This window comes from Spiroplasma endosymbiont of Polydrusus formosus, assembly GCF_964263245.1.
In the GTDB taxonomy this organism is placed as follows: domain Bacteria; phylum Bacillota_I; class Bacilli_A; order Mycoplasmatales; family Mycoplasmataceae; genus Spiroplasma.
Genome location: NZ_OZ181656.1, coordinates 1,097,067 through 1,111,930 on the forward strand (window position 1 = coordinate 1,097,067; position 14,864 = coordinate 1,111,930).

Sequence of the window (14,864 nt, forward strand, 5' to 3'; positions counted from 1 at the left end):
TAGATCATTTATGGTTGTTTAATTTCCCTTTTTTATGATTTGCTCATCAATATTTTATTATATTTGTATTTAGATTATATTTTTTTGCTGCTATTCAACAACTTTTTTGTTTAATTTCATTAATTATTTTTGTTATAAATTATGATGTATATTTGTTATATTTTTGTTATTTTATTGTCATATAAATGCCCCCATATAAAAATTTAGCAAAATCTTTTTTATTTTACTTACTTTTTGGTGTGCAGTCTTAACATTTTTTTATTATTAAGAAGTTAAATTACGAGGTTAATAAAATTAAATAAAAATGTAAATGAACAACTACGACAATGGTTAGATTTAAATTCAATTAAGGAAAAGTGTAAATTATAAATTCAAATTCTACATTTTATTTAATTTTATTATAACACAAAAAAATAAGCATTAAATATAATTTTATTTTTAAAATTATTGTATTTTTATCTTAAATTAATATTTTAGAAATTGTGAAATAATTATATGACTTACTTAATTAAGTCATATTACTTTTAATTTTGTTGTCAATATATTTTTGTATTTTTTTTAATTTTTCCATAACAAAAATACATTTTTATTAAAATTGTTTAATTTTTTATATAAAACTAATAAAAATATAAGCTTGGTTGTAAATTATTATTTAAAAAATTATTAACTGAATAATTAAATTTATTTTCTTCCAATAGTTGTTCATTACTATTAAATAAATCAATTTTATTTTTTAATCCCATCATACTATAATTTAATTTATTTCTAATGGTTTTTCACTATAAATAGCTTTTTTTATCATAGTGTCTTTTTAATAATGATAAATATCATCTTCCATATGACAATCAATATTGTTTCATAGTGTTTGATTTCTGACTCTTTCTTCGTTATTTTTAATTAAATCGTATTATTATGTAAATTCAAGTAGGCTATCCCAGCGCTTATTGATTTGATAATAACATTATTTTTTTAAAATGCAACCATTTTTAAAATTTTTGAATAATTTAATAAATTTTATTTAATTTGTGTTATTTTTATCGTGCTTAAATATATTTAAAATAATATGAAATTACAAAAATTTATTTTTTTGAAAAAGTGGTTGAAATTTATTAAAAATATTTTATTATTAATTAAACAAGATATAAATTTGGCCGTTTGTATATAAACAGTGCCATATTAATATATTTTATTTAAATTTTAAATTTATTATATAAAATTGATAATGGTTTACTATCGGAATAATACTGTGGATACTGCCTTACTAATTTATCATTAAAATTATTAAATTATTTCAGAAAATCATTTATTAAATGATCAACAAATCCGTAATCCTTATTTTTTTTACGAATAAACTTATTTTTCTATAAAATTGTCCAAATAGTTTGTTAACTATATTGGAAAAACGTCTGTATCCTCAAAATAATCTTTAACATTAAGTCGCGCTTTTTATTCTCGTCATGCATTAAAATATTTGCTTACCTTGTTTTTTACATCATCTGCATTCTAAAGATATTTATTAATAGTATTTGGATCAGGTTTCTTAAAGTTATTATATTTGTTACCATTATCGTGTCTTTACCATCAATTTTGTGATTCTCGCGCCAATATCACAACTAGTAAGTCCCCTCATTAGTACTAAAATCGAAAGTAAAAAACACTAAAAAGTGTTAATAATCTCTTTGTTAAATTGTCACCTTACTTTTGAAATATATATTAAATAATATCTATATTTAAAAAACAAAAAAGCATCTTGGTGCTTTTAACAAATTAATTGCATTTTATCATAATTTTTACAAATTTATTTATTAATAATTGTTTTATTATTTCCATCGTCAACTGATTTCAATATTAATTCATGCTCAATTTCGTTATTTTTATGTTAAGAAATAATTGAAATAATTTTATAATCAATTCCATCTTTAATAATTCAGTCGCCAACTTGATAAAGCGATTGGTTTTCACCAATATTATTTCTTTTATCAATTGTATAATCATAATTATTTAAATTAAACCCAACTTTTTCCTGAAAAACTTTTTCCTCTTTTATTATTGTTGGATCATTAAATTTTAACGAAAAAGCATTATTTTTCCCATCGTTTGATTCATCTTCAGACCCCGTGTCTTCCTTTTCTAATCTTGTTTTAATTTTTTATTATCATAAATATAATTTAATGGAATATTTTTTTGATTTTTTGTTTGTGGTAGTATTTCTGTTGATAAAAATTGTTAGGTTAGAAAATCATTAACAAAATTTTTATAACGTTTGGCATAATATATTATATTGGATAAACCAAACTTTTTGGTCGTTCAATCTTGCTATTTGTTTGTTTGGTTGCATTATAATCACCTGTTTTTAGTATCTCATTTTGTTGTTGATAGGATTGCTTTTCTTAGATAAGATTTAAATTTTGTTGCTTGACATTAATTTGATCATAATTTCCTTACTTTATCTCGGATTTTTTTGATTTTTGAGTAATTAAACTTGTAATTTTTTTAACGTTTTAATATCATCATACAATTTAATCAAATAATCCTGAATTTTGTTCATATTTGTTTTTAACTCATCTAATAGTTGACTATCATTATAATCTGTTGTTTGTCCTTGCAGTCCCAAAACTCAAACTTGATATTTATATTTTTATTTTTAATAAATAAACGATCATATTAATAAAAAATTATAATCCACAAAATGGAATCATGATGATTAAGAAAAAATAACCAATTTGATACATAAGAATTAAGTTTGTTGTAATAATTTTCCAGCAGGGTTTAATTCGAATTGAAAAAATAAAATTAAAACCATAATCAATTTAATAAAACACATATGGAAAATTTTGGATCTATTTATCAACATCAAAACCACTAGTTCCAATTAAAACTAATTGTTTATTATCTAAAATAGTGTGATAAATTCCTTTGCTGGCAAAATAATAATTAATAAAAGTGATAATAATATAAACAAAAAAATAAAATAAAAAAACAAGAATAGAAATTTGTGTTTTTGTTTATTTTGTTTTAATTAACTTAAATTAAAATTAACTCCCGTTTTGCTTCTGTTAAGAGATGATAACCATTTTCAGTTACTAGAATATCATCTTCGATTCGAACACCGCATAAATAAGGAATGTAAATTCCTGGGTTCAACCGTAATAATCATTCCTGGCTCTAATAAGACATCACAAAACGGTGAGACGCGGGGAAATTCATGAATTTTAATCCCCACTCCATGGCCAGTTGAGTGGGTAAAATATTTCCCATAACCCTTACTAATAATATAATCGCGGCAAATTTTATCAATTGATGATGTTGTAACGCCTGGTTTTATTGCTTCAATCCCTTGCTTTTGTGCTTGATAAACAACATCAAAAATTTCTAGCATTTTAGCGGGTGGTTTTCCTAATCCAATTGTCCGGGTTGTATCCGAACAATAACCATCATAAATACAACCAAAGTCAATCGTAATTAATTCATTATTTTCAATTTTTTTATCTGTTGCTCGCCCATGGGGTAACGATCCTCGTCAACCTGATGCAACAATTGTATCAAAACTTGGTTTATCAGCCCCAGCTTCAATAAAAGTATTAATAATAATTTGTTCAATTGCTCTTTCAGTAATTCCAATTTTAATTTTTTTAATCACATTATTAATTGCAAGATCACCAATAGCACACGCTTTTTGTAAAGCAATAATTTCGGCATTTGTTTTAATTGCCCGTAATTCGGAAAAATCAACTGGTTTTAAAGTGATTTCTGATGATAAACTCGTTTTTAAACTTTGATAAGTCAAATATGTTAAATGATCACTTTCAAAAGCTAAAACTTTGACATTATTTTTCGTCAAATCATTTTGTAACATCCCCCAAAAACCACCAGCATTATTAGTTGTAATTTTAACTACATTGGTAACATTTTTTGCCTGTATTTTACCAGCCGTAATATAACGCCCATCTAAATACAAAATTGACTCATTTTTGGTAAATAATAAATAACCTTCTAATGAAGCAAATTCAGAAAATCAAAACCGATTAACTGTTGAATGCAATAAAACTCCATCAATCTGATATTTCGTTAAATATTCTTTTAATTTTGCTGTTTTGTCTAATTTTGTTTTAACATATTCCATGATACTTATTCTCCTTTTTCTTATATACAAATTTAATCTTTATTATTGCATAATACAAGGATATTTTTTTAATTAATTAAGTTTCTTAATAATTAGCCTAAATTATTAGGCTCTTTTTTAATTAAACCATTATCGTAATTATACATTATCGTAACCATAATGCTAAATTGTTGTTGTATGATTATTAATTAAAAAATCAATAATTTTAGCATATAACCTCGTTTCTTTAATAACTTTTTCAAAAACAATAATTTGGTCGATATTTCGCTCGTATTAATTTGCACTATCGTTTGTTTATTATCAAGTCGATTAATAAATCGTGCATTGATAAGATTATTTTTTTGTTGCTAACTTCGTAACAATTGTTTGGGTTTTCACGATATTATTATCCTATGTTATTAATAAAATTGGTGCTTTAGCATTTTGGATAGCATAATCTTATTGTCTAATTTTTGAAATGGTTCTGCACAAGTTTGATGCGTAATTACACCATTTGGATAACTAATAAAAAAAGGATTTGTTTTGTTTGTGCTAACTTATGCTAACTATAACTTTAATAATTGTTCAAATTCACTGCTGGTTGACTAATAATTTGAGATATCTCTCATATTACTTAAAAAAACCAACATCATAAACCCCATTATTACTATCGCCGTTTTTCGGTGATAAACTATCCCAGTCAATTAAAAAGATCACCGGCAAATGATTACGAATAACATCATGTAAAACTTGATCATAAATCTGTTGTAAAAAGTATCATACATATTCACAATTACTTTATGATGGTATAAGGCAAAACTATATGCTATAATGTCACAGCACGATCCTCTGTTAATCTAACATCAAAACAATATTGGGTATTTTATAACATAAATTTTTCCAAATGAACGGAATACTGCATTGCTGTTGAAATAAAATAAAATTTTTCGGGGTCAGTTTGGAAGGTTTTTTCCACTGTTTTAGCAATATAATAACTTCATTAATTATTTTTTATTCTTAGTTAAACTATAATAATGATATTTTTATTGCTCTGCTTGTGATAATTCATAACTATATCCTTTCTTTATTTTAACATGTAGGACAACACGGGCACTAGGTTTTTTGCTTGCCGCAAACTTTTTATTAATTTACGAAAATTATTCCCATCAACAATCCCAATATAATTCAAATTAAAACAAGCAAATAAAATCGGAATAACAAAATTACGAATAATTTTTTCAAATAATAAATTTCTTAATTATAACAATGTTAATGGTAGAATATAATGTAAAACACGCAATTTTACTATCCCCCCGGTAATGATATCATCCAGTTCGAACCTCACTAACTGCTGTATGTAAAATATTAACATTTTTTGAAATACTAATCGCATTATTATTTAGAATAATAATAATTTTATTCGAAATTGTTCCTTAATAAATTAAAGATTTTAAAGTTAAAACGTTGGTAAAAGCAGCATCACCAATTACACAAATAATATTATGATAATTTTGATTATAACTATAAGTAATAGCTGTTGATAAGCTTGCTCAAGTATGGCTGTTTGAAAGATAATCATATTTACTTTCATCAACATGTTGAAAAGCAACAACCTTTCTGGCAAGCGAATTGTTGTAAAATGGATTTATCGATTAGTTAAAATATTATACGAATAAGTTTAATGACTGGTATTAAAAATAATTACATAATTATTATCAATATCAAAATTTTGTAATAAAATAATTTGTTAACTCAACTACCTCTAAATTGTTAGCTAAATGACTATCATTTTTCGTCATTGTTGTAATAATAAAACAGCTAACATCCTCTGTTAATTAAATTAAAGCTTTTGTTTTTAAATTTTTTAAAATCTGATGATTATGATAATATTGCAATTTAATCTTTTAACCCCACTTAATATTTTTGTAAAAAATAATTAATTTGTTGAACAAAATTATTGAAATATAATGGTGTAATTTCACTAATTAAATAATGGCAATTAGCGGTTACGGTTAATTTTATTTTATAAATTTCAACATTACTGCTATCTTTTAAAATCTTTTTCATTACAGTTAAATTAATTAAAAAGACAAGATAATAACCATAGTCAAAATATAACTTATGATTTTTCAAGTTAGTAAATGGTTGGTAAAAAATATTAGCAATAAAATTATAAAGCAAATTAAATTTATAATACATTTTAATTTTTGTATTAGTAATATTAATATCCGCAAAAATTTCTGTTTCATAATTAGTATCAAGATGGTTAACAAAAATTTTCGTTTTTAATTCCTTAATTACTTTTAAAATTCGTTCTTTTTCTTGTTTTACCCTTGAATGACGAATATATTGCGTATGATAATAAATTAAAACTAACTTGATTAAAATAACACTATCAAAATATTTTTGTTCATCTAAATTATTTAACCGTAATAAGTAAACAAAATTTTTAATTAAAATTCCTTTTTTATCAAAAGTTTTAAAATATTTTAAAATAACTCGATTTAATTTTAATTCATGTAATTTTTTTCAAATTTTAATATTATTCTTTTTAACTGAGCCACTACGTTCAAAAATTTGTCCTGTCATTTTAAACTAGTCTTCATCAACTTTAAAATCAGTGGCATTATTATCTTTAACAATTTTAGTGACTTTATCTTTAATATCTTGTAACTTAGTTTTTGCCACTTTCGTTAATTTAATGCCAGTTTCAAAAGCATCAATTGCTTGATATAATGGTAATTGGTTATTTTCTAAATCATTAACGATTTGTTTTAATTTTTCTAAAATTTGTTCAAATGATTTATTATTTGTCATTATTTTCACCATCCCCATTAATTGCTTGCACGATTGATTGAATAATTTTATCTTGCACACGTTGTGATAATTATATCATTATTCTTAATATTTTTAATTGTTGTTATAACATTTTTATTATTATTGTACGTAATACTCTATATCCCGTGTTAACCGTTTTTAACGGACTTAATAAGTCTAATTTACTTAATAAATTATTTTTAAAATGTTCAATTGTTAATATTTGTTGCTTAATTGTACTTATTAAAGTTTGATAATAATTTTTAATTATATTTTTATTTGTTAAAAAGAAAGTCTCTTGTAAGATATTAAATTTATTTAATAACAATTGATAAAAATGTTTCTGATTATAATACAAAGATTGTGGCTTTGTTAACACATAAATATTTTTTAAATCATTTGACTTATCTCCAACCTTATCAACCTTGTTTTTAATAATATTAATTAAAATACGCCGTTGTTGTTGTAATAAGTCCCTAATTCTTTTTGATCAGGGGCTGCTAATTCAGCCCGCAGCAGTCGGTTTGGTGCTCGTAAATCACTAACAAAATCAGTTAATGTAAAATCCAACCTCATGCCCAACGGCAGCAATAATTGAAATTGTTGCTTGATAAATTTCCTCAACAACTTCAACTTAATTAAAGGCTCATAAATCTTCAATATTACCACCACCACAACCACAGCCAACAATAAGGGTATCAATTTACGGTTTAAAAGTTTGGGCTGCTTTAATTTTTGCGCAAATATCATGTTTCGCCTCAGCTCCTTGCACTAAACTAGGAAATAAATAAATATTTGTTTGTGGAAAACGACGATGAATGGTGCTAATAATATCGCGAATGGCAGCTCCGGTTGGTGCTATTATAATACCAATATTTTTTGGAAAACGAGGAATTAGTTTTTTAAGGATTGATTAAACCATTCTTTTTTACTTAATTCTTGCTTCAATGCTTCGTATTTTAAAAATAAATCACCAACACCTGTAAAGACAAAGTAACAACTTGCAAACTATATGTTCCTTGTGGTTCATATACTTTAATCAAACCTGTTGCCACAATTTTTAAGCCCTCTTTTAATTTAAATATTAAATTTTTAGTGTTAAAAACGAACATAATTGCCCGAATTTGAGCTTTATCATCTTTAATTGTAAAATAAAAATATGTCCTGAGGAATGATTTGTAATATTAGAAATTTCCCCCTGCAAAGAAATATTAATTAAATTTTGTTCTTGTTCAATCATTTTTTAAAATAATAATTAACTTCACTAACCGTATAAATATTTTTACTCATGTGTCCTCTCTAATTGTTGTTGTGTTCCTACAATTAAATAATATCATTGAAAAAAGATAAATAATAGAATATTATTAATCACTTTGTAAATTGTAAATGCAAGTAAAAAACTATAAACCTATTTAACAATTAATAATAAATATTTATAAAATTTAATATATAATGAATTAATAAAAAATAATTAAATAATATAATTATGTTGAAAAAATATTAATATCTAAAGTGTAAATGAGTAAACTAATTATGAAAAAAATAATAACTATTATTGGTGGACGTTGGTAGAAAAATACCTACAATGATAGACGGTATTAAATGATAGACGGGTATTATTAGATGTCCAATAAGAAATAATATTAGAAAAATATGTAATGTATTATTAATAGATAATTTAATAATTTTTTAACAAGAACAAATAAATGTATATTGTAAATTGCAAATGCAACACTTTGTTAGTAAAAAATTCAATATTTTCAAATTTTTAAAGATTTGATATAAAAATTAAATAATAAATATCTTTTATTTTATAGACCATTTATTAAATTAATTATTTTAAATAACGATTAAGTTTAAAAATAAGGATTTTTAATATATATATATATATATATATATATATATAAAGTGTTGCATTTGAATTTACAATTTCCATAAAAAATAGAGCCATCTAATGAACCAGGCGTTCCAATTCCTTAAACATCATATTTTTTAATTTATTTTGCTTTTAATTTATATAATTTCATTAATTAATCATAATTTAAATTATTTTTATTAATTAAATAATTAGTATAGTGATTAATTACTTTTTATCATATGATTTTTGGTTTTTTTAGGATTTAATACTGGAACTATTAATTTAGATATTTGTTAACTTTTATTTTCTAATTTTTTACGATTAAAAGATAATAATTTGTTTAAATAATCTATATGATTTTGATAAATACTATTAGGGTTAGTACTTGTAATTAATATTAATTTTTTATAATCACGAACAGCTTGCATAATTGCTTTTTTTTGATTTACTAAAGTCATTTGTTTCTTCAAGTCAAATAATACATAAATCAACAACATTTGCTTTTGCTATTATTTGCCTAATACTTGCGATGAATTACTTTTTTTAGCACCTGGTAATTTAATAAAACTACCATTAGGTAATGTTCAAGTAGACTTAATAAGTCTAGCGTTATATTGATAATGACTGCCTTTTAATTTTTTAGTAGGGTTAAAAGTATTAATCCCATTTTATCTAAGAAATTTTGAATATTTTGTTGCATTCCAGCAGTATCTGCACTATTTAATCTAAAACCATATATTGCTCTATTTTTTATCTTTATTTGCTAACACAACACAACTTAATAATGTTATTAATTGACCAATATAGTATATTTTACCTTCTTTACGACTACCTGTTAAATTAATATTATTTGTTTTATATATTTTGTATTAATTGTTTAACAAACTAATTGCTATTTTATTAAGATAACTATATTATTTTAACATTGTCGCTATATTTTTTTATATATGTTATTTGAATTGCTTGTGTAGCATAATTTATTTTAGTTTCATTTTAACACCAATAATATTGAGCATATACTGATGATAAACATATTAGTCTTTAAAAGAGATGTAATTTTATATTATTTTCTAATATTATTATTTTTATTTTTTAAGATATTATAAGTAATAATATTACTATTTTTAAGGCTTTCGTATTAATCTTCTTCTAATTCACAAAATATAAATAAGGTTTCTTTTGTAGCAAGTTTGTAATTATTTTGCTTGCAATAATCATCAAATTTTCTTATTTTTACATCAATATTACGATTTTTTGCATCTTTTCATTAATTAATTGATAATTTTGCCATCTTTTTTATATTTTTTTGTATAATAATACAAACGCTAAATTATACTTGCACTTAACTTTACAATTAGGCAAACAAAAAAAATATAAAAAAGTAAAATAAATTTAAAAAAAAGAGCTTTTAAGACTGCACCCTAAAAAGTAAGTAAAATAAAAAAGATTTTGCTAAATTTTTATAAGGGGCATTTTATATGGCAAGAAAAGGACAAAAATATAACAAATATACATCATAATTTATAACAAAAATCATTGAGGAAATTAAACAAAAAAATTGTTGAATAGCAGCAAAACAATATAATCTAAATGCAAATACAGCAAGATCTTGATGAGCAAATCATAAAAAAGGAAAATTTAACAACCCTAAAAAGATATAAAATTTCTTTTGGCAAAATAGTTTTTTAATTTTATAAAACAGAGTATTAATTATTAAAAAGCTTCATGACTTTTACAATTAAGCAAACTAATAATCGTCTCTTTTATTAAACAAAATTGTTGTGAATATTCAATAAAATTATTACTAGAAATAACAGGGTAAAAACGTAGTTATTGAGATAAATATAAAAATTATGACAGTAGCAAAAAAATAAAAAAAAATAAAAAAATAAAAAAGCAATAAATGATATTGTAAAAGTCTATGAAGAAAATTTAAAACAATTTGGATACCGAAGAATTACTAAATATTTTAAGAAAGATTATAATATAAAATATAATTCAAAAAAATTTTTAAGGATTATGATTAATAATCAAAAATAACCTGAATATGTAAAAAAAATGAGAAGAAAAATGGAATATAAACATAATAAATGCTAAATTATACTTGTAAGTGCAAGTAAATAAAATTGCAAAAAATTTCATATAAAAATTTCATGATGCTAAGTTTATTTTAGAAAAATTAAAGCAAGGAGTTTTTTATATGGGATATAAACATCTTGGCATAGATGAAAGAATTTATATTGAGAATCAATTGAAATTTAAATTAAAAATTAGTGAAATAGCTAAAAATCTTAATCGAAGTATTAGTACTATTATTCGAGAAGTTAATAGAAATAAAGATAATAATCATTATTTTTCATTAATTGCACAAAATAAAGCAGAAAATAGAAAACAATCACATGTTTATTTTCATAAGTTTAAAAATAGAGAATTAGTAAAATATGTACAACAAAAATTATTATTAGGTTGATCGCCTGAACAAATTTATGGAAGAATTAAAAATTTTCATAAAGAATGAATTATTAGTTTTAAAACAATTTACAATTGAATTTATTCTGGATTACTTGAAAAGGTTACTAATAAAAATTTAAGAAGAAAAGGTAAGAAACGAAAATCTCAAGAAAATCGCGGTAAATTTAATGGTAAATCAATTAAAGAACGAAATGTTAATGTTAATAATCGCATAACTGTTGGCCATTGAGAGGGTGATACTATAGTATCATCGCGAGGTAAAAGTAAATCATGTTTAATAACTTTAGTTGAAAGAACATCAAGATTTACTTTAGCAATGTTAGTTGAAAATAGAACTACTAAAGTTATTAACGAAAACATTAGCCATTATTTATCAATTCTTCCAAATAATCTTGTTAAAACTATAACATTTGATAGAGGTAAAGAATTTGCTAATTGACAACAACTTGAAAAAAATTTAAATGTGAAAATTTATTTTGCTAATGCATATTCACCCTGACAAAGAGGTACTAATGAAAATACTAATGGGTTAATTAGAGAAAAATTTCCTAAAAAATTTAATTTTTCAAATACCACGAAAAATGCAGTTCATAAATTTATATTGTCTTTAAACCATAGACCAAGAAAAATACTAAATTATCTTTCACCAATCGAATATTTGGTTAGAAAAATAATTTAGTTGCACTTAACTTTACAATTAGGCAAATAAAGAAAAAAGTTTATTACAAATATCCTGATTTAATTAATTGTAAATTCAATGATATAAAAACAAGGTTTTCAATGCTATATGCTGATGTAGCATATTTAATTTAAAAAGGAGAAAGATATTATCAATCAACAATTATTGATGAATATACTAAAGAAATAGTTAATGTAAAGTGATCTAAATATATACAACAATAAATTAGTAATGGATAATTTAAATTATGCAATTAATAAAATAAAATTGATAAAAAAAGATCTGAATGGCATAATAATTAACTCAGATCACGGATATCAATATACATCCGCTATTTATCACAATAAATGTTTGTCTAACAGTATTATTATTTCAATAAGGAAAAAATACCGATGTGCAGATAATATTTTTATAAAAAGTTTTAATTCATTATTTAAAAAAGCTACAATCAATAATAAAATATATAATTAACACGAAGAATATATAAAAGATGTTATAAAATGAAATACATGGTATTAAAATCGTAAAGAAAAAGATATAATAAAAAAATAGTAAATAATTTTTATTATTATTTACTAAAATTGGTGTAGTCTTTTTTAAGTCTTTATTTTTAGTAATTTTTAAACAAGAAACAATAGATTAAAAGTTAAAAAACCCCTACTTTTATAAATTATATAGTCATTATATCATATTTTATTAAATTGTCAACAAAATTTAATTTTTATTGTATAATTATTTTAAGAAATGGTTTTTTTATAAAAAAAGAAAAGAAAAAATATAAACACACAAGTATCGATGAAATATATAAGATGAAAGATATAATTTAAAAGCGGATAGGTTACAAGAAGTTGAACCATATTTATGTGGACTTTCAAATAAAATATAATTATGAAGAAAGTAAAAATATAAAAATAGGAAGAAATTTATATACCGATGAATTTAAAAAACAAATTGTTTTACTTTATCAAAATAGCAAAACATTCTTGAAATTTTTAAATAATATAAGGTGTCAAAATCAACTATATATCAGTTAATTGAAAAATTTCATAATTCTGGATTTTTTAAAGCAAAAGATAATCACACTGTTGAAAAAAATTAACTGATTGCCTTGCAAAAAGAATTAATCCAATTATAATGAAAAACAACCCTTTAAAGCAAGTAGTGCTGATAATTGGCAAAAAATAGAAATTATTAACAATAATAAAGAAAAATATTCCATGCGAAAAATTGGTCAAATAGGATCAAAATTAAAGATAGCAAAATCAACATATTACTATCAAATTAATAAATGTGGCTATAGTTGATGTTAATAATTATGAACAAAAAGTTATCAGCGCATTTAAGCTAATCGCCAAAATTTATAGAGATTGTAAAGTTAAAGATTTTTAATCATAAAGATATTATCTTATCGCGAAGAAAAATTCACCAAATTATGATTAAAAATTAGTTAGTATCTAAATATACCAAATTAAAATATTGTAATTATAAGTTGGTGGTTAATAACGACGAAATTAGCAACGTTTTAAACCGTGAATTTAATTTTTAATAATAAACAAAAAAACACAACCCAATGAAGTTGTTGTTAGTGATTTAACATATGTTCAAGATGGCGCTAAATGACATTATTTTTGTTTGTTGATTGACTTGTTTAATCGTGAAATAATTGGCTATAATATCGAGACAAATAAAGTAGTACAACTAGTGCAAGAAACCTTTTATTCAATTATAAGATCATTAAAACAAATTACGTTATTTCATACTGACTGGGGCAATGAATTTAAAAATAAAATCATTGATAATATCTTAAGTACTTTTAACACCAAACAATCATTAAGCAATAAAGGAGGGGCGCTATCCTTATGATAATGTTATGTCTGAAACAACTTACAAAAGTTTTAAAACATAATTTATCAAGGAACAAAAATTTATAAATTTAACCCAATTAAAATACAAATTATTTAACTTTGTGTATTTATGTAACAATATTCGAATTCACGGTAGTTTAAATTATTTAATACCTGTTGAATTTAGAAAACAACAATCCATATAAAAGTGTCATAAAAATGGTTGCCAATCCAATTTGTTAAGATTAAAATACAAAAATTATGAAAACAACTTCATAAAAAAATATAATTAGTGTTTAAATTATCAAATATATGAATAATAAAAGGGGTTTTGATGCCACGGAAACATCTAATTGATAATTTATCAATTGGTAATCAGTTTTTAATTCCTGTTGATATTGAAAATAAAGTTATTATTAGTGATATTTATTATGGTTTATTATGTTATGATTCAACTGCTATTAAAAAAAACAAAATTATTTACTATGAAATCATCAACTTATTTTAAAATAATATAATTATTATGATGTTAATAATATTTTCAAGAAGCCGTTATTGCGACTATGAAATTTTTTAAATGTAAAGGTAAAAAGTATAGACAACATTTTTAGCTTGCTATAATAGGATTAGTCAAACGAGTGCTTTAACTTTTATTTATTTTATTTAGTTGCAAATAATATAATTCCACCATTGTCATTTGAGAAAAAGCGATTGTTCATTTTTTAATTAATCATTATGCATTAATGAAAATAACTTAAGGAATAATCTACGACTTTTTAAAAGTGTATTATTCATATCAACAGTTTAATGAATTAACAAACCAAAAGTTAGAGCCATTTACATGGCTGATCTGTGCCTTTAATTAAGAAATTACACCGTGAAAATGTATTATCGCAGCAAATGTTCTATAAATAATCTGAATTTGATTATCTATGATTTATATACATTATATTATTTATGAATGGGAAATTTTGCCCAAAAACAAATGACTGATAATTTAAACATTGTTAAGGCTCATTTTATTGAAAATGATAAATTGGTTAATTTAGAAAGTTTATTAATCTATTTAAATAACTTATAATTAGATTTTAC

Annotated in this window: 16 protein-coding genes; 5 read left to right on the forward strand and 11 right to left on the reverse strand. The window is 22.6% G+C overall.

Annotation, left to right across the window (positions count from 1 at the left end):
* Nucleotides 1-617: 617 nt before the first annotated feature.
* From ACE38S_RS05700 to ACE38S_RS05750, 11 genes are all read right to left on the reverse strand, one after another.
* Nucleotides 618-746 (reverse strand): hypothetical protein, encoded by a 129-nt coding sequence (locus ACE38S_RS05700; RefSeq protein WP_374696776.1) that lies wholly within the window; start codon nucleotides 744-746, stop codon nucleotides 618-620.
* Nucleotides 747-2,476: 1,730 nt separating this feature from the next.
* Complete coding sequence (locus tag ACE38S_RS05705; RefSeq protein WP_374696777.1) at nucleotides 2,477-2,614, reverse strand: hypothetical protein; 138 nt, start codon at nucleotides 2,612-2,614, stop codon at nucleotides 2,477-2,479.
* Between the two features lie 405 nt (nucleotides 2,615-3,019).
* Complete coding sequence (locus ACE38S_RS05710; protein WP_374696778.1) at nucleotides 3,020-4,123, reverse strand: aminopeptidase P family protein; 1,104 nt, start codon at nucleotides 4,121-4,123, stop codon at nucleotides 3,020-3,022.
* A 1,063-nt stretch (nucleotides 4,124-5,186) separates the two neighbouring features.
* Nucleotides 5,187-5,291 (reverse strand): hypothetical protein, encoded by a 105-nt coding sequence (locus ACE38S_RS05715; RefSeq protein WP_374696779.1) that lies wholly within the window; start codon nucleotides 5,289-5,291, stop codon nucleotides 5,187-5,189.
* A 244-nt stretch (nucleotides 5,292-5,535) separates the two neighbouring features.
* A complete protein-coding gene (locus ACE38S_RS05720; RefSeq protein WP_374697157.1) occupies nucleotides 5,536-5,751 on the reverse strand; it encodes a 1-deoxy-D-xylulose-5-phosphate synthase N-terminal domain-containing protein in 216 nt (71 codons plus the stop codon).
* Between the two features lie 265 nt (nucleotides 5,752-6,016).
* Nucleotides 6,017-6,691, reverse strand: a complete 675-nt coding sequence (locus ACE38S_RS05725; protein WP_374696780.1) for a hypothetical protein — start codon at nucleotides 6,689-6,691, stop codon at nucleotides 6,017-6,019.
* 6 nt (nucleotides 6,692-6,697) lie between these two features.
* Nucleotides 6,698-6,919: an exodeoxyribonuclease VII small subunit gene (xseB, locus tag ACE38S_RS05730; RefSeq protein ID WP_374696781.1), complete on the reverse strand. Its 222-nt coding sequence runs from the start codon at nucleotides 6,917-6,919 to the stop codon at nucleotides 6,698-6,700.
* Between the two features lie 444 nt (nucleotides 6,920-7,363).
* Complete coding sequence (locus ACE38S_RS05735; RefSeq protein WP_374696782.1) at nucleotides 7,364-7,489, reverse strand: hypothetical protein; 126 nt, start codon at nucleotides 7,487-7,489, stop codon at nucleotides 7,364-7,366.
* A 133-nt stretch (nucleotides 7,490-7,622) separates the two neighbouring features.
* On the reverse strand, nucleotides 7,623-7,829 hold the full coding sequence (locus tag ACE38S_RS05740; protein WP_374697158.1) for an exodeoxyribonuclease VII large subunit: 207 nt from the start codon (nucleotides 7,827-7,829) through the stop codon (nucleotides 7,623-7,625).
* Between the two features lie 49 nt (nucleotides 7,830-7,878).
* On the reverse strand, nucleotides 7,879-8,031 hold the full coding sequence (locus ACE38S_RS05745; protein ID WP_374696783.1) for an exodeoxyribonuclease VII large subunit: 153 nt from the start codon (nucleotides 8,029-8,031) through the stop codon (nucleotides 7,879-7,881).
* A 1,039-nt stretch (nucleotides 8,032-9,070) separates the two neighbouring features.
* Nucleotides 9,071-9,235 (reverse strand): hypothetical protein, encoded by a 165-nt coding sequence (locus tag ACE38S_RS05750; RefSeq protein ID WP_374696784.1) that lies wholly within the window; start codon nucleotides 9,233-9,235, stop codon nucleotides 9,071-9,073.
* Nucleotides 9,236-10,676: 1,441 nt separating this feature from the next.
* Between ACE38S_RS05750 and ACE38S_RS05755 the strand changes: the two genes are divergently transcribed.
* From ACE38S_RS05755 to ACE38S_RS05775, 5 genes are all read left to right on the forward strand, one after another.
* Complete coding sequence (locus ACE38S_RS05755; RefSeq protein ID WP_374697159.1) at nucleotides 10,677-10,817, forward strand: IS3 family transposase; 141 nt, start codon at nucleotides 10,677-10,679, stop codon at nucleotides 10,815-10,817.
* Nucleotides 10,818-10,977: 160 nt separating this feature from the next.
* Entirely contained in the window at nucleotides 10,978-11,928 is a 951-nt protein-coding gene (locus ACE38S_RS05760; RefSeq protein WP_374695926.1) for an IS30 family transposase, read from the forward strand.
* Nucleotides 11,929-13,476: 1,548 nt separating this feature from the next.
* On the forward strand, nucleotides 13,477-13,794 hold the full coding sequence (locus tag ACE38S_RS05765; RefSeq protein ID WP_374697160.1) for a DDE-type integrase/transposase/recombinase: 318 nt from the start codon (nucleotides 13,477-13,479) through the stop codon (nucleotides 13,792-13,794).
* Between the two features lie 43 nt (nucleotides 13,795-13,837).
* Nucleotides 13,838-13,978 carry an IS3 family transposase gene (locus ACE38S_RS05770; RefSeq protein ID WP_374697161.1) on the forward strand — a complete coding sequence of 47 codons (141 nt, stop codon included), beginning with the start codon at nucleotides 13,838-13,840 and terminating at the stop codon, nucleotides 13,976-13,978.
* Nucleotides 13,979-14,106: 128 nt separating this feature from the next.
* Nucleotides 14,107-14,280 (forward strand): hypothetical protein, encoded by a 174-nt coding sequence (locus ACE38S_RS05775; RefSeq protein ID WP_374696785.1) that lies wholly within the window; start codon nucleotides 14,107-14,109, stop codon nucleotides 14,278-14,280.
* Nucleotides 14,281-14,864: the final 584 nt, after the last annotated feature.